Genomic DNA, 21,011 nt, shown 5'->3' with positions numbered 1-21,011 from the left:
AGCTTACTGGTGCCCCGTCCAAACAGAAGCCAGAGAAGGCTGTGCCGAGAACAGCGTTCATCTGTGTCCAGGAACTGTCAGCTGTTTCCCCATCCGATTGAGCATGGCGGAGATCTAAAGGTCGGGCGTTAGCCGGCAGCCCGGGTGGTGGTCACAATGTATAAGGTATCTTATGACAGGATGACGCCACGTGTGACAACCGCCCAAGTCTGTATTTAGTTCCTTGTCTTCCCTGCTATTCTCACCAGCTCCTGTACCAGCACCTCAGCAGAATCCGGCTTGCCCAAGGTAGCGGAGGCCGTCGACATGTGAGCCCGTCTGTCAGCATTGTGCATGATATCCGCGATCTCATCGAATAGCTTCTTGCCCGTAAGCTCTGGCTCACGGATCATGACAGCCGCCCCTTCCTCCTCCAGTCTGCGTGCGTTCGCCTCCTGATGATTATTCGTCACATTTGGCGATGGAATGAGAATGGACGGGATACCCAATGAGGTAATCTCCGACAAAAATGATGCCCCTGACCTACTCACAATCAAGGAAGTGCAGGCGAGCACCTCCGGCATATTATGGATATAAGGAAGAATATGCACATAATTAGGAAGAGAACCAATCTTGCTGCGTACTTGCTCTGTCGTGCGTTCGAAGTAGCTTTCACCCGTTACATAAACAAAATGTACGTCCTTCAATTTCGAAAGTTGCGGAGCCATGTCAATCATGGCGTCATTAATCGCCTTGGCACCTCTGCTGCCTCCAACCACGAGCACCACAGAACTTTCCATCGGGAGTCCCAGCGTAGCAAAGCCACGGTCCCTGTTGGCATGTCGTACAGTAGTTGCACGTGGATTACCGGTATAGACCGCATGCTTGGCTTTTGGAAAAGCTCGTTCAGAGCCTTCAAAGCTTACAGCTACCGTATCTGCATAGCGGCTCAGGAATGAATTGGTTAATCCAGGGATGGCATTTTGCTCATGAATCATGCTAGGAATGCCGAGTCTCGCTGCTGCATATACCACCGGACCACACACATAGCCACCCGTGCCGATAACGACATCCGGCTTGAATTGGCGCAGCAGAGCCTTTGAAGTCCGTACTCCTTGGAAGAAGCGCATAATTGTTTTTACATTTTCAAAAGACAAGCTCCGGCGAAAGCCTGTAATATCGATCGCCTCAAAATCTATTTTTTCCTGGGGAACCAGCTTGCTTTCCAGCCCCCGTTTGCCGCCAATATACAGGAACTCCGCATCTGGAAATTCCTCTTCAATCTGTCGGGCTACAGCAATCGCCGGGTAGATATGTCCTCCAGTCCCGCCGCCGCTTAACACCACTCGCATGAGATCACCTCGTATTACGTGATAGACTTAATAATATACCCAGTGCTGTCAGCATCAAGGTCAAAGAAGAGCCGCCATAGCTGATTAACGGTAGTGTGATCCCTGTTACGGGCATGAGTCCGATGACGACGCCTATGTTAATCACGACCTGGACCGCGACCATCCCGACAATTCCAACAGCCAGCAGACTCCCGAATGTATCCTGAATAGTCATCGCTGTTCGCATGCCCCGCCATATCAGCATCAGAAACAGTAAAATAACGATACAGCCGCCAATGAAGCCCAGCTCTTCTGAAAGTATTGAAAAAATAAAATCTGTCTGTGGCTCGGGCACATAACTGTACTTCTGCCGACTCATACCCAATCCGAGTCCCCCCAGTCCACCAGGACCGATGGCATATAAAGATTGAATAATCTGATACCCCGCACCCAGCGGATCGGACCATGGGTCCAGGAAAGCCGTAATCCGCTTCAGACGATACGGCGCTGCAGCAATTAATGCTGCAAAACCGGCCACACCGCCAAGCGCCAGCCAACCAAGCTGCTTGAGACTTGCCCCTGCAGCAAAAATAATCAGCATGGACGCACCCAGCATAACCGTGCCTGTGCCCAGATCAGGCTGAAGCATGATAAGACCAAAGGCAAGGCCTGCAAGGCCCATAGGTGGGAGTAGTCCTTTAGTGAAGGATGTAATGTTATAGCCAGGCCGGCTCAGCCAGCGCGCCAAAAACACGATCATCCCAAGCTTCATGAACTCGGAAGGTTGAATGCCGAAGGAACTAATGCCTAGCCAGCTTCGAGCTCCTCCCCGCACGACTCCAATGCCCGGAATCAAAACTGCAAGCAATAGCAGAAAGCAGACCAGAAGCATGGGCTTCGCGAGTTGTCCCCACAGCCGATAATCCATTCTTGACGTGAACCACATCGCGATCAGACCAAGCGAGGCGAATAGCAGCTGGCGTTTGACAAAATAATAGGAATCTCCATATTCACGAAAAGCCAACACTGCGCCGGCGCTATACACCATCACAAGGCCGATCGCAAGCAGGGCAATAATGCAGACGAACATCCATAAATCCGGAGCCGGACGCGATTGCTTCATATAGGAGGCCACCCCTTGCACCATAAGTAGGGGCTTATCCACCCCCCTACTTACAATTTATGCACCGCCTCTTTAAAAATTCGTCCCCGCTCTTCATACGACTGGAACATATCCCAGCTTGCGCAGGCTGGCGACAGCAATACGACATCGCCTTCAGTAGCCAGACTGGCAGCTCGGTTCACAGCCGTCACAAGGACAGACGCGGCATCCTCCCCATTATCGACGATCTCTATACGTTCTATGCCTGCTAGCTTCGCGACAGAAGCCAGCTTTTCTCTGGTCTCTCCCAATAGTACGACCCCTTTCACGCCTTCCTGCAAGGCGGGGAGGAGCTCCATATAATCGGAGCCGCGGTCAAGCCCCCCAGCAACGAGTACAACTGGCTGGTGGAAGGATGTGAGAGACATGAGTGTAGCTTTGCTATTTGTAGCTTTGGAGTTATTATAATAGACTGCACCGTTCTTCTCGGCTACGAATTCCAGACGATGCTCCACTCCGCGGAAGCTTGCCAAAGGCTCGCTGAGAGCCTCTAGCCTCGCACCAGCGGCGATGGCAATAGCACATGCAGCAAGAGCGTTCTCAACATTGAACACCCCTGGAATGCCAAGCTCGCTAACCTTAATAATGTTATGCTCTTGTCCTGTAGAGTCGCGATACACTACCTTGCGCTCCAGATCATCCTCAGCACCGTCAACATAAGGCGGGTTCACGAACACCCCCTCCTGCAATTGCTCGGACCGTGAGAAAGGCAACAGCCTGCCACGCACATGCGTAATCAACTCCCGACATACCGGATCATCCCAGTTCAGGACAGCTGCATCCGTGTCACGCTGGTTCTGGAACAATCGTGCCTTGGAGGTAACATAGTCCTCCATGCTGCCGTGGTAATCCAGATGCGTCTCTGCAACATTCAAGAGGCAGGCTATAGTTGGCCTGAAGTCTGTAGTACCCTTCAACTGGAAGCTGCTAAGCTCAGCAACAATCCATTGATCTGAAGTAACCTCTTCGGCAATCTCACACATCGGCGTCCCGATATTGCCAGCAACTACAGGCTTTAGACCAGAAGCCTCCAGTAGCTTACCTACCCATGTGGTAGTTGTAGTCTTGCCGTTAGAGCCTGTAATGCCAATAATCGGAGCCTTGGTAAGATGGTATGCCACCTCAACCTCCGTTACCAGTTCGATACCAAGCTCCAACGCCTGCTGTACAGGCGGAGCTGTATAAGGAATGCCTGGATTCTTGACCACCAGCTGAATGTCAGAGTTAATCAATCCCTCCGGATGTCCTCCGCATAAAACGGAAATTCCCAAAGCCTCTAATTCCGAGGCTTCGGGACACTGTTCTCTCTCCTTCATGTCACTTGCAGTTACAATCGCACCGGCGCGATGCAAGGCTTTGGCTACTTGCACGCCACTTTTGGCCAGTCCAAGCACAACGACCTGCTGGTCTTGATAGGTATGTGGATGATTCATTAATTACAACCCCTTGCTGATATAGAGTCCAATTCCTGCAAGTATAATACCAACCGCCCAGAAGGTCATGACTACACGCCATTCAGACCAGCCTGATAATTCAAAGTGATGGTGTATCGGGCTCATTTTGAATACACGCTTGCCCCGTGTCTTGAAGGACACTACCTGAATGACTACCGACAGCATCTCGATCACGAATATACCGCCAATAATCAGGAACAGCAGCTCACTCTTGGTAACAATGGCTATAGCGCCGATCGCCCCACCGATCCCGAGCGATCCCGTATCTCCCATAAATACCTTGGCCGGGTGCGCATTATAGACCAAGAAGCCGAGCACGGCACCGATCATCGCAGCAGCACAGATGGCCGCAGGTAAAGATGTGGCTTGAATAGCAATCACCGCATAGGCACCAAAGGCGATGGCACTCGTACCTGACAGCAGCCCGTCCAGACCATCTGTAAAGTTAACTGCATTGCTGATTGCTAGCATCATGAGGACAATGAATGGATAGTAGAACCATGCTCCCCAGTCAAAGGACCATTCAGTGCCTGGAACAGCGATAGCCGTGCTATGACCATTTTGAATCAGCAGCCAGCACATCAGTCCTGCAAAGAACAGCTGTCCAAATAGCTTCTGACGTGGTGTCAGGCCAAGGGACCGTTTGAACACGATTTTAATATAGTCATCCAGAAAACCAATCAGCCCAAAGCCAAGTGTAGCGATAAGCAATACATAGAAATCCGTGTTTTTCACACTGGAGAATTTGAGGAATGTCAGTGTAAAAGCCAGCAGAATCACTACGCCCCCCATTGTCGGCGTTCCCGTCTTCTTCAGATGACTCTGTGGCCCATCATCACGTATCTGCTGTCCGAACTTCATCCGCCGCAGGAGCGGGATCAGCAGGGGGGCGGCGATCACCGCCAGTATAAATGATACGCCGATCGTAAGTAGCAACAATTGAATATCCATGGTAGTCCCCCTTTCTTCTCCTTAGTTCTGTAGCGGAGCGTTGATCAATGCATTCACAACGATCTCTAATTTCATGCCACGTGAGGCCTTTACCAGTACAATATCCTCTGGCTGTAGCTCCTGCAGCAAATGATTAATCAATGCGTCCTTGTCGGTATAGGCTGCTACATCTGCCGTAGCCATCGTTTCCAGCGCCCCTTGTGCAATGAATGCACCTAAGCGTCCGAACGCGTAAAGCTTCGCAACTCCGGCATCAGCAGCATACCGTCCAAGCTGTGCATGATAATCCTCTTCTTGCGGTCCCAGCTCCAGCATATCGCCTAATACCGCAATCTTGCGGCCTTGTCTCGTATAGCCTGCCAGGGTATCAATCGCCGCCTTCATGGAGGAAGGACTAGCGTTATAAGCATCATTTAGCACCATCAGGCCCGTATTACTTGTAAGTATTTCAATACGCATTCCTGTTAATTTCAAGGAAGATAATCCCTGACGAATCTCGGACAGCCCTAAATTAAAGTGTCTGGCAACTCCTATTGCTGCCAAAGTATTCAAAACATTATGATGACCGAGTAACGGGAGCTGTAATTCTTCTTGCCCCATAGAATGTGCAGTAAAGAGAATTCCCCTCTCCTGAGTTGTAATTGCTGTCGGATAGTCATCATTATTCTCAGAGCGACCAAACGTATACAATTGAAGGTTCTCTGGCTGCTCCGTATTAGCCTCCTTCAGCACTTGTGGAAGCAACGGCTCATCTCCATCCATAACAAGCAGACCGCCTGGCTTCAATCCCGCTATAATCTCCAGCTTGGCTCTTGCAATCTCCTCCCGGGAGCCTAACTGCAGCAGATGCGCCTCACCGATATTCGTAATCACTGCCACATCCGGCTGGGCAAGCTCGGATAGGAGACGGATCTCTCCACGACCACTCATACCCATTTCAAGAATAGCGATGTCCGTATCTTCCGGCATTTGCAGAATAGTAAGCGGAAGGCCTATATGATTGTTCAGATTCCCCTGTGTCTTATGAACCTTGTACTTCGTAGACAGCAGCGCCTCTATCATATCCTTCGTCGTCGTCTTCCCATTGCTGCCGGTGATTCCCACAACTGCAGCGGGAGTACTCTTCAAATACGCAGATGCGAGCTGCTGCAGCGCCTTAAGCGTATCGTCTACCAGTATGACCGGACCTGGCGGCATATGGGGATGATCCTTTTGCCACAGTAAGGCAGCTGCACCAGCCTGTAAGCACTGCTCGCCGAAGGTATGTCCGTCAAAATTCTCTCCTTGAAGAGGAACGAACAGCGCTCCCTCTACCGGTGTACGTGAATCGGTGAATACACCGCGGACCACAGCGTCCGCTGCACAGCCCTCTACGACTGTGCCGCCGCACATGTCGGCAACTTCTTTTAACGTTCGAATTATCACTTCAATTTGCCCCTTATCGCTTCTTTGGCCACGATGCGATCATCAAAATCAAAAGAAGTCTTACCAATGATCTGATACGTTTCATGACCTTTTCCCGCAATCAATACTACATCTTCCGGGCTTGCCATTTCAATAGCTTTAAATATAGCTTCTCTGCGATCTTCAATCATATCGTAGATTTCCCGGGAAATCCCAGCTTCCAGCAGCCCCTGCTCAATATCTTTGAGTATGGCCGCAGGCTCTTCGGTGCGAGGGTTATCCGAGGTAACAAATATGTGATCACTGTAGCGTGCAGCGATTCCACCCATTAATGGACGCTTAGTGCGATCCCGATCCCCACCACAGCCGAATACACATACAATCCGTCCCTTGGCGAATTCCTTGACGGAGCGCAGGACATTCTCGAGACCATCTGGCGTGTGGGCATAATCAACAATGACTGCAAACGATTGCCCGGCTTCTACTGCCTCTACCCTGCCATCAACCCCGGGAACAGATTCAAGACTTTTGCGAATTTGCTCTAATGGAACACCTTCCAGCAGGGTTGCTGCAATCGCTGCAAGGGCATTATACACGTTGAATTTCCCAACCATCCGCAGTTGTATGTCTGCTTCTCCCCTAAATGTGCTTACATGAAAAGAAGTTCCCTTGGCGGTGATCGCAATTTGTGATGCTCTGACATCAGCGCCTTGTTCCAATCCGTATGTAATTACTTCTGCAGCAGTAGCCTTGCTATAATATTCAGAAGCTGGGTCGTCTGCATTCAGGACAGCATACTTTCGACTATTCGGGTCTTCACTGTAGGCATTTCCCAATCTAGAAAACAAAAGCGCCTTCGCATCACGATACTGCTCCATCGTATGGTGATAGTCCAAATGATCCTGTGTAAGATTGGTGAAAACAGCTATTCGGAAGTCCGTCCCCTTGACTCTGCCTTGCTCAAGCGCGTGGGAGGACACTTCCATAACACAGGACTTCACTCCCTCGTCTACCATTAACCGCAGCTTTTTCTGAAGATCCACCGCTTCAGGTGTTGTTCCAGACATCGGCACAGTCTTGCCATTGTAACGCATCTGGATGGTACCAATCAGTCCTGTAGGCACTCCAGAGTCTTGTAGTATTTTCTCAATTAAGTAAGAGGTTGTTGTCTTGCCATTAGTACCTGTAATGCCAATCATATTCAACTGATGACTGGGTGATGCAAATAATTGGTTTGACAGGATCGCCATCGCAAGGCGAGCATCTTTGACTAGCAGTTGCGGAACCTCGATATCCAGTTCACGCTCGACGACTAATGCTGATGCTCCCTTACTGACAGCCTGTGCCGCATAATCATGCCCATCTACCGTGAAGCCAGGAAGGCACAGGAAGAGATCTCCTGGCTGAACGAGGCGTGAGTCTGCCTGTATGCCTTGACACTCGACATTTCCATCACCAATAATGCGGGCTGTTGCTATAGCTGAGGCCAGAAATTGTAACTGCATAATCAATCTTCCTTTCCAGATTCGTCACCAGATTCGCCAGAATGCTCATCAGCATGTTGCCCCATATAGATGCGAATGGTCGAGCCTCTCTCGACTCTTGAGCCGGCTTTCGGGGATTGGCTGATGACAGTATTCCCAGAGCCTGATTTGACGAGCATGAAGTTCATGTTCAGCTCCTCATAGAGATCCTGAACAGAAGCTCCAACCAGATTCGGTACTGTATCCATTGGCGTCTCGCCGTATTTATATTGCTTTGGTATTTGCTGCTCCCGTGGTGGAACCTTCATTACGTGCAGAGCATCCTCAAGAATATTTTGCACAATTGGAGCGGCTACAACACCACCAAATTGAATCCCAAGCGGATTATCGACAGCCGTATAGACTACAATTTGCGGGTCATCTGCTGGAGCGAAGCCTATAAAGGATACGATATGCTCCGAAGTAGAATACCGTCCATTGACTACCTTTTGCGCGGTCCCCGTCTTGCCGCCAACACGGTATCCATCAATAAAAGCTGGGCGGCCTGTTCCCTTGGCTACTACACTCTCCAGAGCCTCCCGTACCTGTCGAGAAGTATCCTCCGATATGACCTTGCGGACCAGCTCGGGCTCGATGCTCTCCAGTACCTCTCCGGTCTCTGGATGGATCCAAGCCTTTGCAATGTGCGGCTTATAGAGATTTCCACCATTAATAGCTGCCGATACAGCTGTGATTTGTTGGATTGGGGTTACAGACACCCCCTGTCCAAAAGAGGTAGTAGCAAGCTCCACCGGACCTACCTGAGCTGGCTTAAAGAGAATTCCGTTACTTTCACCGCTCATATCAATACCTGTCTTGCTGCCAAATCCGAAGTCACGAATGTACTTAAACAATGTATCCTTACCCAGCCTTTGACCGAGAGCGACAAAGCCAGGGTTACAGGAGTTCTCGACGACCTGCATGAACGTTTGGCTACCATGACCACCCTTCTTCCAGCAGCGCAGTCGTGCACCTGCCACCTCAACATAGCCCGGATCGAAGAAGTGGTCATTCTTCAAATTCACTTTCTTTTCTTCCAGCGCAGATGCCAGTGTAATGATTTTGAAGGTAGAGCCTGGTTCATAAGTCATCCAGATGGGCAGATTGCGATTGTACACTTCCGGCTCATATTGCTTGTAAAGAGAAGGCTCGTATCCAGGTCTACTAGCCATCGCCAGAATCTCTCCTGTCTTCGGGTCCATCGCAATAGACAGGGCTGAGGCAGCCTGAAACTTCACCATGGCCTGATCCAGCTCACGTTCCATGATCGACTGAACGGACTTATCAATGGTGAGCTGCAGCTTCAGCCCTTCCTTGGGCGGTATATATTTCTCCGAGGAACCAGGCATCAGTCGACCGCCCGCATCAGACAAATAGGCAATGCTACCATCGATCCCCTGTAGCCGTTCATTATGGCGCTGCTCTACCCCTGTAAGGCCTTGATTGTCAATACCAGTGAAGCCCAGAATGTGGGCCGCCAGATCACCGAATGGGTAAAAGCGCTTGTTATCCTCTGTAACAACGATACCCGGCAGCCTTAAATCACGAATTTGTTGAGCTTTCTCCATCGTAATTTTCCGGCCACCGGGCTGTAGTTTTTGGCTTGATTGTCTCTTAGTTATCAGCTTATATACGCTCTCTTCGCTCATCTCCAGGATAGGAGCCAGCTTCTTCGCCGTCTGCTCCGGGTCCTTCACCTGCACCGGGATTGCGATAACCGTAGGCGAAGTAATATTATACGTAAGAGCTGTGCCCTGCCTGTCTACAATTTGGCCTCGCTTGGCTGCAAAGACGATATTGCGCCTCCAGGAATCTTCAGCCTTCGCTGCCAGTTCTGTTCCCATGCCCAACTGAACATAAGCAAGTCGAATCAGCAAGGACGCGAACAGGATCAATAACCCCGCCAGCGTCCATAACAATCTTTTTCTTAGTCTAACATTGGAGACCTTCACACCGTTCCCTCCCCGCTTAAGATCCATTAGCTCATGACTTGTCTACATCATGACTATTCGAATCTCAGCGGGTTTAGAACATTTGTCCCTACTAGATAAAACCACCGAAGAGCCTGCTCTTGAAGAACCTGCTATTAAGGAGCAGAGGTGGTACTAGATGCCTCTGATTCTAATTCAACCCCGGATTCATCCGCTGAATCCCCAGGTGCATCTGTATCCTCTTCCTGCGTCTTCCCGTCTGTCTCCTCATTCGTATCTTCAGATAGCTCTGGAACGACGCCTGTCACCGTCTCCTTTGCAGGCTGCAGCAAGAGCGAGAGCACTCGCTTATCCCCCTGCTTCTCTTCTTTCTGACGAATAACATAGCCTTCTCCATCAATCTTCGCACTAATCTTCATCAAGGTCAGTAGCTCCAGGCTGTCTCGTAACGACACTCCTGTCAAATCCGGAATCTCCATATTACCGCTATCCTCTGTCAGCAAATACATCCGCTGGCCCGGAGTCATTAGCGCAGAAGGTGCTGGATATTGACGGACAACGGTAGAACCCTTACCGACTGTCTCATAAGCTACACCTTGCTGTAGTAGCATATTTTGGGCATCTTTTCTCGTCTTGCCTGTTAGCTGTGGAGCATTGAAGGGCTTAAAGGCTTTGGACGTCTTCTTCTCGCCTTCTCCCTTGCTATTAGCCTTAGGCACGCCCATATACTGCAGGGATTGAGAGACAATTTCCTTGAAGATCGGAGCAGCTGCTGTACCGCCCCCAACATTGGCTACACGCGGTTCGTCAATTACGACCAGCACTGCTATCTTCGGATCATCGACGGGTGCAAAGCCGATAAATGACACTACGTCCTTGTTCTCATCATATTTTCCGTTAACAACCTTACGCGCCGTTCCTGTCTTACCCGCTACACGATAACCATCTATGTATGCGTAGCGCCCAGTACCGATATCGCGGTCAGCTACTACCTGCTCCAGATAACCGCTGACATCCTTCGCAGACTTCTCGGAGATGACTTGACGGATTACCTTTGGTTGAATGGTTTGTATTGCCCCAGTCTCTGTATCTATAATATCTTTGACGACATGCGGCTCCATGAGCTTACCACCATTTGCGATGGCTGAGATCGCTGCCACCTGCTGGATCGGCGTAACCTGTACAAGACCATGACCATAGGCAGCAGCAGCCACTTCGGAATCATAGACAAGCTCTTTGATTGGAGACGGTACCTCAGCAGGGAGATCAATCCCTGTCTTGCTACCAAAACCGAATTCATCAATATAATGGCGGAGCTTCTCCCGACCTAGCATACGGAAGCCCAGATTGACAAAGGCTATGTTACTTGAACGTTTAACCCCAGCCAGATATGACATATCTCCATAGTATCGACCGTTATCACTGATTCGGAAGCCACCTATTACGGTTCTCTGGGAGACAAAATGAGCATTCGGGTTGAACATTTTCTCCTCCACTGCACCGGCAAGCGTTACAATTTTGAAGGTTGATCCCGGCTCATAGATCGACTGAAGAGCATGATTAATAAAGTTCTTCTGATCCTTGGTCTGACCATACGTATTGGGGTCATAGGTTGGCAGATTGGCCATGCCTAAAATCTCCATCGTCTTGGGATCTGCTGCAATCACCGTCATACTGATCGGGTTGTATTTGGCAAAAGCCTCCTCCATTGCCTCTTCAATATAATATTGAATCTTGTCGTCGATTGTCAGCCTTAACTTTTTACCATTGACAGCTGGCTCATAGACCTGCTCCGAGTTCGGAAGGCTAACCCCTTTGCGATCCCGCTCGTAGAGGAGCTTGCCGTCTATCCCCTTCAGCTCATTATCGTAATAGGCCTCAAGGCCAGTTACAGCATTTCCCTCCTTGTTCACATACCCCAACACATGGGCAGCCAAGTTGTTCTGTGGGTAGAAACGCTTGGTCTCCTTCACCGTGAACACGGCGTTAAGCACTTTGTGCTTCTGCTTCAGCTCTTCATTGAATTCGTCAATCTTGCGTGCAAGAGCAGGCTCAATCTTCCAGCCCTCCTGACGCACCTCACGATATTCACGATACTCCCCATCCTCTTTCTTGTTGCGCACATGCTGTTTGATTTCGGACTCCGGCTTGTTCAGTAACGTGTGGAGACGAGCTACGACTTCATCCTCCAGATTGTATTCCTGAATGATCTTCGGATTCACTACAACGGTATATGCGGGAGCGTCGGTAGCCAGAACGTCATTGTTACGGTCAGTAATTGTTCCCCTGCTGGCCTTAATTACCTGATCTTTCTGGATCATGGTCTGAACCTGGTCCTGCCATTCCTCCCCATTTACCACCTGAATCCAGAACACGCGGAACACCAGCACGAGAAAAAAGAAGGTTACACAACCCAGAATTAGCAGGGAGCGTAGCTTTACTCTTTTCAACATGACATTCAACCTTTCTATCCGCTGCTATTTACTATTGCTCTCAGTAGATACGCTAGACGTCACATTTTGCTTCACACGAATGGGCAGCTGCGTTGGCTCTATGTAACCCAGTTCTTTTGCCTTTGGCAAAACCTGATTCTCAAGCTTCTCCTTCTCCACCTGAAGCTCGGCTATGGATGTATTCAATGTACTGATTGCTACATCTGCCCTATGAATCGACGTATTAAGTTGATACATCTGTGCATAGCGCCCAATTAAAAATCCGGCAACCACTACACAGGCCACAATCGTCGTCAAATACAACAGCTTCTCCCGAATCGGTAGCTCACGCCGCCGGGTTACAACCTTCGTCGTCTCCCGGTAGCGCTGCTGACTCGATCGCTGCTGCTCTTCTTTTTGCTTGACAGCAAGATTTCCGCGTGTATAAGCCATCCAATCGCTCCTTATCTTAATCATATTTTTTTCAAAATCACAGCTTCTCCGCCGCACGTAGCTTCGCAGAACGAGAACGAGGATTCAACTTCAGCTCCTCCTCGCCAGCCACCAGCGGCTTGCGATTGACCAGCTTCAAGATTCCCTTGCGACCACATACACACATTGGGAAATCTGGCGGGCATGTGCATTTCTCCAGATAGCTTGCAAAAATCTGCTTGCAAATCCGGTCCTCAAGCGAATGGAAGGTAATCACAGATACACGCCCACCGGGCGCCAGGCAATTGACAGACTGATGAAGCACATCCTCTAGTGCCCCAAGCTCATCATTGACAGCGATCCGCAAAGCCTGAAAGCTTCGCTTCGCGGGATGGCCGCCCGTTCGTCTGGCAGCAGCAGGAATTCCTTCCTTGATCAATTCAACCAGTTGACCTGTTGTCTCGATTGGGGTATGCACACGATACTCCACAATCCCTTTCGCAATCCTTCTGGAGAATTTCTCTTCACCGTATTGATACAAAATGCGCGCAATCTCCTGCTCGCTCCATTCGTTCACGATGTCTCTGGCGGTAAGAGGACCGTCCTGATCCATTCGCATATCTAGCGGAGCATCGTGATTATAGCTGAAGCCCCGATCGCCTTCATCGAACTGAGGTGATGAGACTCCAAGATCCATCAAAATGCCATCTACCTGGGGAACCCCATTCAGCATTGGCACGTTCAAGCGCGCTAACTCCTCTTGCAGATGTCGGAAGTTGGACTTAACCAAGGTGACTCTGTCCATATACTCCGCAAGCTTGTGCTGTGCATTTTCATGTGCCCAGTCATCCTGATCGAAGGCTATAAGTCTTCCTTGTGGACCTAGCTGGGACACAATAACAGAGCTATGCCCTGCCCCACCTAGTGTACAATCCACGTAAATCCCGTCCTGCTTGATCTGCAGAGCATCCGTCGCTTCTTCCTTGAGTACGGTAATATGGTGAAACAAGCGTTAGACCTCCAGACATTATAATTCAAAGTTAAAATCAACCAGTTTCTCGGCAATCTCATTAAAAGTATGCTCTGACTCGTTGAAATACTGCTCCCACGTCTCCTTGCTCCATATCTCTACGCGCGAGGATACCCCAAGCACCACACAATCCTTATCCAGCTTGGCATATTCGCGCAGATTTCCAGGCAAATGAACCCGGCCTTGCTTATCCAGTTCACATTCGGTTGCCCCCGAGAAAAAAAAGCGACTGAAGGCGCGTGCATCGGCTTTCATCATCGGCAGTGCTTTTAGCTTCTGCTCCATATTGCCCCACTCTTCCATGGGATATACGAATAAGCATTGGTCAAGACCGCGGGTAACGACAAATGAGGCTCCGAGAGCATCACGGAATTTGGATGGGACAGTTAAGCGCCCTTTGTCATCCATGCTATGTTGGAACTCCCCCATAAACACCGTTTAGCTCAACTCCTTACCCCAATCTCCCACTTTGACCCACTTTCCACCACCTAAGCATAATAGATTCGTTAAAAAAAATCAAAACCCTTTATCTACGCAAGTTCCAAAAACAAAGAAAAACTTATAATTTCAAATAATAAATGTAAAATAATTATATTTTTCCCAATTCGACACTATTCATCTTACTTCGACGTCGCGCGTAAGTTATTGTTAAGTTTGTTACAAATAAATCCAGATTAAAGTTTGGAATGTTGGGCTGCTGTTACAAGCATGTTGGCAAACTATCTCGGCGCAAATGCAACTCAATCACAAATTGTTACAAAGATCTATGGTTCAGCAGTTAATAAGACAGGCACTGTAATCGATATGAAGAATGCCTTATCTAACTGGAATATAAGATCAACAACCATTCTTAATAGCGTGTCATTTGGCGAAATTATAAGTAACATTGATAAAAACATGAACCTTAGTGCTGCCATCGCTTGGACGGATGGTAATGGACATGCTCTTTTAATAAAGGGCTACTATCAAGACACAAATAAATCAGTTCGAAATGTTTATTACATCGATCCCGCTGACGGGACAGGATATATTAAAAAATTACAATGAATTTGTAAGCAATAGTGCTTGGGATTGGCGAAACACCTTGAGCACCGTTTATGTGAAGTAAATAATTTATAATTGTAAAACAAGAGTTATCATTTTGCGTAAAACATATTTTAAGGAGGGTAACACATTGAAAAGAACATTTATTTATACACTATGTATTGTGTTGAGTATATTTTTATTTAGCTTTGATACGGATTCCTTAGCCCATGCTAATGAAGGAATTCCCGAGCCTCAAATTAGGAAAGAAATCGAAGCAGATTTTAGAGCAAATTACCTAGATTCTCTAAATGCGGTGAAAGAAGACTATGGTTTAACTGAAAACGAAGATTTTACTAAAGCTAAATTAAGCGACGGAAGAGCCTTCTATACGATTTCTGATGATGTATATAACAGTGATACTAATTTTAGCGGTTATGTATTTTCAATTAGTGTTAACGAGCAAGATACTGGAACCATTTATAGTAATAATGATTCAGGACAGTGGAAGGTATCGAGTATTAGCACTTTTGTATATCCTGAAAGCGTAATTACGGCAGTTGAAACGAATCTTCACCCTGATGAACAGCTAAAGCTCATTGATGACATACGATACGGCCTTCAGCCTTACTGATTGAGGGTGGAGATCAAGAACGAGTTATGGACCTAAGCACTACGGATAAACTTAATATCAATAACCTTAACCCCAGTTCCACCAAGACCATTACGAAGTCCTTGTTCGATCAGAAAATTAAACAAATCAAGTCAGAGCGATCTAGCCCGACAACCAGAGATGGTGCAATCATTATGGGATCCGCTTCATTTGATTTTAGTGAGCCTGCGACAACCACTCCCCCTCTTTCGGTTATATTGTTCGCTATTGGTATATTGGCTTTAGTACCGATCATCATCATTGGTTTTAAGAAGAGAAAAAGCTAAGCACACATAAATAAAGCGACGATATCAAAGGACTCCATGTCCGTCTGATATCGTCGCTTTATTTGTGATCCTGTTTACTCCAAATCAAGCGTTCCAGCTATCCAGATATTTGATCTGCTCTTCGCTCAGCGTATCAATGCCAATGCCCAGGCTCTCCAGCTTGAAGCGTGCTACCTGCTCATCAATCTCATAAGGCACATTCACGACTGTTGCTTGCAGCTCATTATAGTGATCGTTCACATACTTCAGACCAAGTGCTTGCAGCGCAAAGGTTGTATCCATAATCTCAGCAGGATGCCCGTCAGCAGCAGCCAGGTTGACCAGGCGACCTTCGGCAATCAGATACATTTTGCGTCCGTCCTTGAAGGTATACTCCTCGATATTACGGCGCACCGTCCGTACAGAGCTTGAACGCTCCAGCATTGCTGGCTTGCTCACCTCTACATCGAAGTGCCCTGCATTGCTCAATACAGCTCCATCCTTCATGACATCAAAATGCTCTCCAGAGATAACTGCTTTATTCCCAGTAACCGTAATGAAGAAGTCACCCTGCTTGGCAGCCTCTACCATCGGCATGACATGGAAGCCGTCCATATGCGCCTCTACAGCCTTGATCGCATCTACTTCCGTCACAATTACATTGGCTCCAAGTCCCTTGGCACGCATCGCTACTCCCTTACCGCACCAGCCGTAGCCTACAACGACTACCGTCTTGCCAGCAATGACTAAGTTAGTAGTACGGATAATGCCATCAAATGCAGATTGCCCGGTACCATAGCGGTTGTCGAACAAATATTTACAATAGGCATCATTGACAGCCACCATCGGGAACTTCAAATTACCTTCCTTAGCAAGCGCCTTGAGGCGGATAATACCTGTCGTAGTCTCTTCGGCTCCACCACGAATGGTAGCAGCCAAATCTGGACGTTCGGATTCCAGCAAGGTCACGAGGTCCCCACCATCATCAATAATCAGGTCCGGCTTGGTCTCCAAAGCCTTGATCTGCAGCGCCTTGAATTCTGACGGATCAGGATTGTATTTCGCGAATACTGTAACTCCGTCCTCCACCAAGGCTGCACATACATCATCCTGTGTAGATAGTGGGTTACTTCCGGTAATTGTTACTTCAGCGCCGCCCGCCTGGACCACTTTGGCAAGATACGCTGTCTTGGCCTCAAGATGAAGACAGATCGTTACCTTCAAGCCAGCGAACGGCTGCTCTGCTTCAAATTGCTTGCGAATCCGATTGAGCACTGGCATGTGCGCTTCTACCCAATCAATTTTCAGATGACCTTCACCCGCAAGTGAAATATCTGTGATGATGCTATTTTGGAGAGATGCCGATGTCATAGTACTGCCTCCTTTGAAAATATGGACATCCTCGCTCAGCAAGGATGTTCCCTTACAAATACACCACTCGGTGGAGATGCTCCCAATCCAGCTCAATATCCATAAGCTGTTCAAGCAACTGATTCCCGTAACGGTTCATATACAGAAGTATATTATACACTCGCTCCTGTGGTCGCTCCAGCGGAAATAACGATGCACCCATCAGATTCCACTGGTTCAAGGCTGTCTCATGCTTGCGCTCCAAGGCTTCCTGTACTTTCGACTCTAGGTAAGACAGTTGCTCTTCAATTTTGGACTGATTCGTTGCACCCACCCGTGCCAGCCCTTTCTCAATCGTCGTAGCCCGCTCAAGCAGAGGTTCATATAATGTACGGAATTGGCTTCGGACACGTCCGAACTCTTCTTCCATTCCGTAATCATCCTGAGCAGACAGCCATTGCTGCTTCTTCTGATCCAGCCCATACAATACATCTCCGAAGGTAACATCGTACCTGGTCATATACTTATACACGACTGGCTCCACAAGTGTGTAGGACATGCGTGGAAGCAACGGTGGCATTTCCATACCCATGACTTCAAAGGCTCGGCGGGTCAACGCCCAATAAGAGATTTCACCATTGCCAAGCACAGTTCCTAGCACTGGAAGTAAGTAATCCTGCATTAATGGCCGTGTGAGGACATTGTTGCTGAATCGTTCGGGATGAAGTCGAAGCTGCTGAAGCAACTCCTCCTGACTGAACACCACTTGACCACGACGATCCATGAACCGATCCCGTTGCCTAAATAGTAATAGTCTTTCTCCTTCATGAATGTAGAAGAGGTTCACCCCTCCATCTACTACATCGGCTTGTGGAGAGTAGCCACGCTCGATAACCTGTTGTTCAGCCTGCTGATAGGCTCGATTCAGCACTTCATTTTCCTGAATTAGACGCTCGAACATAGCCTGCTCCAGCCGTCTTAGCTCTGGATCTGCCGAATCCAGCAGAATGAGTCCGTATGGGCCAAACAGCATCCCCAGGATCTTGGCAAAAGCTTCGCTTAATGTAACTGATGCATACAATAGCCCTTGGAGGTTCTCCAGTAGCTGACCCTTATGCTCAGAATCCGGTAAATTCTGCTCCAGATCACGCAGGAGCTGCGCCCATTCCTCGCTGGTAATTTCCACTTCGCTCACCTGACTACGACCCGATGGCTGGGCGGAGAGCGCCAGCTTGAGCGGTGATGAGGCTCCTGACATAACGTAGCTCTGGTTAACCTCATCCCAGTCGTGATCCTCACCTGCAATCCAGAATACAGGTACCACAGGGCGTCCGAGCTTCGCTTCTGCTTCTTTTGCTGTTTTGATAATCGTGATAGCTTTGTAAATAACTAGCAACTGACCGGATAAAAGTCCGCTCTGCTGCCCTCCTACGATGACCAGTGTCTCAGGCCGCTTAAGGCGGTCCAAAGATGCCTTAACAGCTTCATGTGCATTGTGACGAGTATTATATAATTCTAGACAGCGCACAACCTCTTCACGGTTCATGCGCAGCTCAGTAGTAGCATCCAGACGCTTCGCCCGAAGTGCATAGGTATCCGTTTGACGTATGTCGTATGTATACAACTCCATTGCCTTAACGGTTCCTCGTGCATAATCTTCGGCCAGGATCGAGCCTGCACGAAGCGCCTCAGGAACGATATTCATGAGTAGGCCTCCTATTCTGCAGCTAACCTATTTGATTGTACCCAATACAACTGCCCTACGTCAAAAGAAATGATGAACAGATTTTTTTATTATGAAAAAAAGATACCCAGCCACGCAAAGCAGCCGGATATCTTATATGGAGCAATGAATTACTTAAGCTTCTAATTCCAGCCCTGCAGGGCCTCAATCAAGCGTAAGGCTCAGCCACGAAATGACCTTTGGATACCTCTACCAGCTTGGAGTTCTCAAGGTTAAATACCTTTTTCTTCGCAGCCAATGGGTCACCATTGTCATCTCCCACTTCAATACCATCCTCTGGCATAAAGATCCGCTTCTTGTTCGCTTCAACGTCCGGGTCTGGAAGAGGAATAGCGGATAGCAGCATCTTCGTGTAAGGATGGACAGGATTGGAGTATAGCTCTTCACTGTCAGCCAATTCCACCATTTTACCCATATACATTACCGCTACACGGTCACTGATATGCTTAACCATGGACAAGTCATGAGCGATGAACAAGTATGTCAGCCCAAGACGCTCTTGAAGCTCCTTCAACAGGTTAACTACCTGAGCCTGGATCGATACGTCCAGTGCAGAGATCGGCTCATCACAAATAATGAACTTTGGATTCACAGCCAAGGCACGTGCAATCCCGATCCGCTGGCGCTGTCCACCGGAGAATTCATGCGGATAACGGGAAGCGTGATCCGGGTTCAGACCTACAAGGTCCAACAGCTCCTCAATACGCTTCTTGCGTTCTGCACGTGAACCAGCCATATGGTGAATATCGAGTGCTTCGCCGATTATATCGGATACTGTGAAGCGTGGGTTCAATGATGCATAAGGATCCTGGAAGATCATTTGCATGTCACGACGCATTGCTTTCATTTTACCAGGTGACAGCTTGTAAATGTCCGTACCATTGAAGGAGACACTTCCAGCCGTTGGTTCATACAGACGAAGAATGGTACGGCCAGCAGTGGACTTACCGCATCCGGACTCTCCAACCATGCCCAGTGTCTCGCCTTCACGAATGTAGAAATTCAGGTCATCTACTGCTTTCAGCACCCGACCCTTACCTACGTTAAAATGCTTCTTCAATCCACTTACTTCGATTAAATTTTTGCTCACGATACGGTCCCCCCTGTCGCCATTGGATGCAAATTCAGTCAAATCCCTCGTTCAAATAAGTGCCTGGATCTTACGGGTTATGTCTGACTTGTATGCTCAAAAATCCCCGAATAGCGGCCCTTAGCAGCTGTAGCACTCCGATCAACGATCCGGATTGACCGATGTGCTGCAGCTTCGGACACAGACATACTGGGATATAAGATTAAATGAGGATCAACAGCTGACCTCTCGAAATATACAGTATACAGGTATTTCTCGTGAAGAGATCATACCACTTGGCTGCATAGTACCGCCACATGCTATCTCTTAACGCTTAAGCTTAGGATCAAGCGCATCACGCAGACCATCACCAAACATATTGAAGCACAGCATAATCAGTGCAATCAGAGTAGCCGGGAAGAGCATACGCCATGGGAAGTACATCCATCCAGTCAACGCAGATTCGATCATGGAGCCAAGCGATGCTTGTGGGGCTTGTACACCTAGTCCCAGGAAGCTCAGGAACGCCTCTGCGAAGATCGCTTGTGGAACCGTCAATGTCAGAGTAACGATGATCGGCCCTACAGCATTCGGCAGCAAATGACGGAAGATCAGACGGTCTGCACCAGCACCCATGGAACGGGAAGCAAGCACGAACTCGCGGTTCTTCAATTGCATCATTTCGCCACGCACAATCCAGGACATGTTAATCCATCCCGTCACACATAATGCGACAATAATGGTGATTACACTTGGCTCCATCACGACCAGCAACAGAATTGTTACGAGCAGATAAGGAATGGAATAGATGATCTCAGAGAACTTGTTCATGAACTCATCCACACGTCCACCAAAGTAACCCATAATACCGCCGTAAATAATACCGATCAGCAAGTCAATCATAGCAGCCGCAGCACCAATAATCAGGGAAATACGAGCGCCCATCCATGTACGAACGAACACGTCACGTCCCAGATCATCCGTACCGAACCAATGCTCAGCTGAAGGCGGCTTATTCGTATTCAACAGATCATTCGAATAGAAATCGTGAGGTGAAATCCATGGACCTACGATGGAAGTCAGGACAATCAAGGCAAGAATAACAAGGCTTGTCATGGCTACCTTGTTCTGCTGCAGACGCTCCCATGCATCACGCCAAGCCGAAAGACTTTCGCGCTTGATAATCTCTGAATCCTGACGATTCGCTCCAACCTGGCGGAAGTCATCTGGCTTCAGCCCTTGCTTGTTCACGTTTAGTTCATGTTCAGTTGCTGACAA

At 48.5% G+C, this 21,011-nt stretch carries 17 protein-coding genes; 2 read left to right on the top strand and 15 right to left on the bottom strand.

Annotation, left to right across the window (positions count from 1 at the left end; all coding sequences use genetic code 11):
• Positions 1–215: 215 nt before the first annotated feature.
• The 11 genes from murG to mraZ form a co-directional block, all read right to left on the bottom strand.
• A complete protein-coding gene (murG, locus tag K331_RS0100680; protein WP_028588786.1) occupies positions 216–1,331 on the bottom strand; it encodes an undecaprenyldiphospho-muramoylpentapeptide beta-N-acetylglucosaminyltransferase in 1,116 nt (371 codons plus the stop codon).
• A gap of 4 nt (positions 1,332–1,335) precedes the next feature.
• Entirely contained in the window at positions 1,336–2,433 is a 1,098-nt protein-coding gene (spoVE, locus tag K331_RS0100675; protein WP_025680828.1) for a stage V sporulation protein E, read from the bottom strand.
• Positions 2,434–2,483: 50 nt separating this feature from the next.
• A complete protein-coding gene (murD, locus tag K331_RS0100670) occupies positions 2,484–3,905 on the bottom strand; it encodes a UDP-N-acetylmuramoyl-L-alanine--D-glutamate ligase (RefSeq protein WP_028588785.1) in 1,422 nt (473 codons plus the stop codon).
• Between the two features lie 3 nt (positions 3,906–3,908).
• Positions 3,909–4,877 carry a phospho-N-acetylmuramoyl-pentapeptide-transferase gene (gene mraY, locus K331_RS0100665; protein WP_028588784.1) on the bottom strand — a complete coding sequence of 323 codons (969 nt, stop codon included), beginning with the start codon at positions 4,875–4,877 and terminating at the stop codon, positions 3,909–3,911.
• Positions 4,878–4,898: 21 nt separating this feature from the next.
• A complete protein-coding gene (locus K331_RS0100660) occupies positions 4,899–6,299 on the bottom strand; it encodes a UDP-N-acetylmuramoyl-tripeptide--D-alanyl-D-alanine ligase (protein ID WP_028588783.1) in 1,401 nt (466 codons plus the stop codon).
• Positions 6,299–7,786 carry a UDP-N-acetylmuramoyl-L-alanyl-D-glutamate--2,6-diaminopimelate ligase gene (locus K331_RS0100655; RefSeq protein ID WP_028588782.1) on the bottom strand — a complete coding sequence of 496 codons (1,488 nt, stop codon included), beginning with the start codon at positions 7,784–7,786 and terminating at the stop codon, positions 6,299–6,301. The genes K331_RS0100660 and K331_RS0100655 overlap by 1 nt, the downstream gene beginning before the upstream one ends.
• 2 nt (positions 7,787–7,788) lie before the next feature.
• Positions 7,789–9,756, bottom strand: coding sequence for a stage V sporulation protein D (locus tag K331_RS0100650; RefSeq protein WP_028588781.1), 1,968 nt, complete (start codon positions 9,754–9,756; stop codon positions 7,789–7,791).
• 134 nt (positions 9,757–9,890) lie between these two features.
• On the bottom strand, positions 9,891–12,188 hold the full coding sequence (locus K331_RS28610; protein WP_036633835.1) for a penicillin-binding transpeptidase domain-containing protein: 2,298 nt from the start codon (positions 12,186–12,188) through the stop codon (positions 9,891–9,893).
• Positions 12,189–12,212: 24 nt separating this feature from the next.
• Positions 12,213–12,620 carry a hypothetical protein gene (locus K331_RS28605; RefSeq protein ID WP_036633832.1) on the bottom strand — a complete coding sequence of 136 codons (408 nt, stop codon included), beginning with the start codon at positions 12,618–12,620 and terminating at the stop codon, positions 12,213–12,215.
• Between the two features lie 37 nt (positions 12,621–12,657).
• Positions 12,658–13,608 (bottom strand): 16S rRNA (cytosine(1402)-N(4))-methyltransferase RsmH, encoded by a 951-nt coding sequence (rsmH, locus tag K331_RS0100635; protein WP_018886774.1) that lies wholly within the window; start codon positions 13,606–13,608, stop codon positions 12,658–12,660.
• An 18-nt stretch (positions 13,609–13,626) separates the two neighbouring features.
• Positions 13,627–14,064, bottom strand: coding sequence for a division/cell wall cluster transcriptional repressor MraZ (mraZ, locus tag K331_RS0100630; RefSeq protein WP_018886773.1), 438 nt, complete (start codon positions 14,062–14,064; stop codon positions 13,627–13,629).
• A 246-nt stretch (positions 14,065–14,310) separates the two neighbouring features.
• Here mraZ and K331_RS0100625 point away from each other — a divergent pair, with 246 nt between their 5' ends.
• Both K331_RS0100625 and K331_RS0100620 read left to right on the top strand, forming a co-directional pair.
• Positions 14,311–14,676, top strand: a complete 366-nt coding sequence (locus K331_RS0100625; RefSeq protein ID WP_226383514.1) for a papain-like cysteine protease family protein — start codon at positions 14,311–14,313, stop codon at positions 14,674–14,676.
• Between the two features lie 127 nt (positions 14,677–14,803).
• Positions 14,804–15,286 (top strand): hypothetical protein, encoded by a 483-nt coding sequence (locus K331_RS0100620; RefSeq protein WP_028588779.1) that lies wholly within the window; start codon positions 14,804–14,806, stop codon positions 15,284–15,286.
• A gap of 389 nt (positions 15,287–15,675) precedes the next feature.
• Here the strand turns inward: K331_RS0100620 and K331_RS0100610 are convergent, their stop codons facing one another.
• The 4 genes from K331_RS0100610 to K331_RS0100595 all read right to left on the bottom strand — a co-directional run bounded on the left by K331_RS0100610 (position 15,676) and on the right by K331_RS0100595 (position 21,011).
• Positions 15,676–16,941, bottom strand: coding sequence for an adenosylhomocysteinase (locus tag K331_RS0100610; protein WP_018886772.1), 1,266 nt, complete (start codon positions 16,939–16,941; stop codon positions 15,676–15,678).
• A gap of 52 nt (positions 16,942–16,993) precedes the next feature.
• Positions 16,994–18,625 carry a bacillithiol biosynthesis cysteine-adding enzyme BshC gene (gene bshC, locus K331_RS0100605; RefSeq protein WP_028588777.1) on the bottom strand — a complete coding sequence of 544 codons (1,632 nt, stop codon included), beginning with the start codon at positions 18,623–18,625 and terminating at the stop codon, positions 16,994–16,996.
• Positions 18,626–18,812: 187 nt separating this feature from the next.
• Positions 18,813–19,757, bottom strand: coding sequence for an ABC transporter ATP-binding protein (locus tag K331_RS0100600; RefSeq protein WP_036633955.1), 945 nt, complete (start codon positions 19,755–19,757; stop codon positions 18,813–18,815).
• 303 nt (positions 19,758–20,060) lie between these two features.
• A complete protein-coding gene (locus K331_RS0100595; RefSeq protein WP_028588775.1) occupies positions 20,061–21,011 on the bottom strand; it encodes an ABC transporter permease in 951 nt (316 codons plus the stop codon).

Source organism: Paenibacillus massiliensis subsp. panacisoli DSM 21345 (assembly GCF_000426545.1).
Lineage (GTDB): Bacteria > Bacillota > Bacilli > Paenibacillales > Paenibacillaceae > Paenibacillus > Paenibacillus panacisoli.
Note: the sequence above shows the minus strand (reverse complement) of the source record. Positions and strands in the feature narration are given on the sequence as shown.

What these genes read in the sequence shown, in the direction of transcription:
- K331_RS0100610 (WP_018886772.1), bottom strand. Translation starts at nt 16,941, where the DNA reads ATGACATCGGCATCTCTCCAAAATAGCATCATCACAGATATTTCACTT.
- K331_RS28605 (WP_036633832.1), bottom strand. Translation starts at nt 12,620, where the DNA reads ATGGCTTATACACGCGGAAATCTTGCTGTCAAGCAAAAAGAAGAGCAG.
- K331_RS28610 (WP_036633835.1), bottom strand. Translation starts at nt 12,188, where the DNA reads ATGTTGAAAAGAGTAAAGCTACGCTCCCTGCTAATTCTGGGTTGTGTA.
- spoVE (WP_025680828.1), bottom strand. Translation starts at nt 2,433, where the DNA reads ATGAAGCAATCGCGTCCGGCTCCGGATTTATGGATGTTCGTCTGCATT.
- murG (WP_028588786.1), bottom strand. Translation starts at nt 1,331, where the DNA reads ATGCGAGTGGTGTTAAGCGGCGGCGGGACTGGAGGACATATCTACCCG.
- bshC (WP_028588777.1), bottom strand. Translation starts at nt 18,625, where the DNA reads ATGAATATCGTTCCTGAGGCGCTTCGTGCAGGCTCGATCCTGGCCGAA.
- mraY (WP_028588784.1), bottom strand. Translation starts at nt 4,877, where the DNA reads ATGGATATTCAATTGTTGCTACTTACGATCGGCGTATCATTTATACTG.
- K331_RS0100655 (WP_028588782.1), bottom strand. Translation starts at nt 7,786, where the DNA reads ATGCAGTTACAATTTCTGGCCTCAGCTATAGCAACAGCCCGCATTATT.
- murD (WP_028588785.1), bottom strand. Translation starts at nt 3,905, where the DNA reads ATGAATCATCCACATACCTATCAAGACCAGCAGGTCGTTGTGCTTGGA.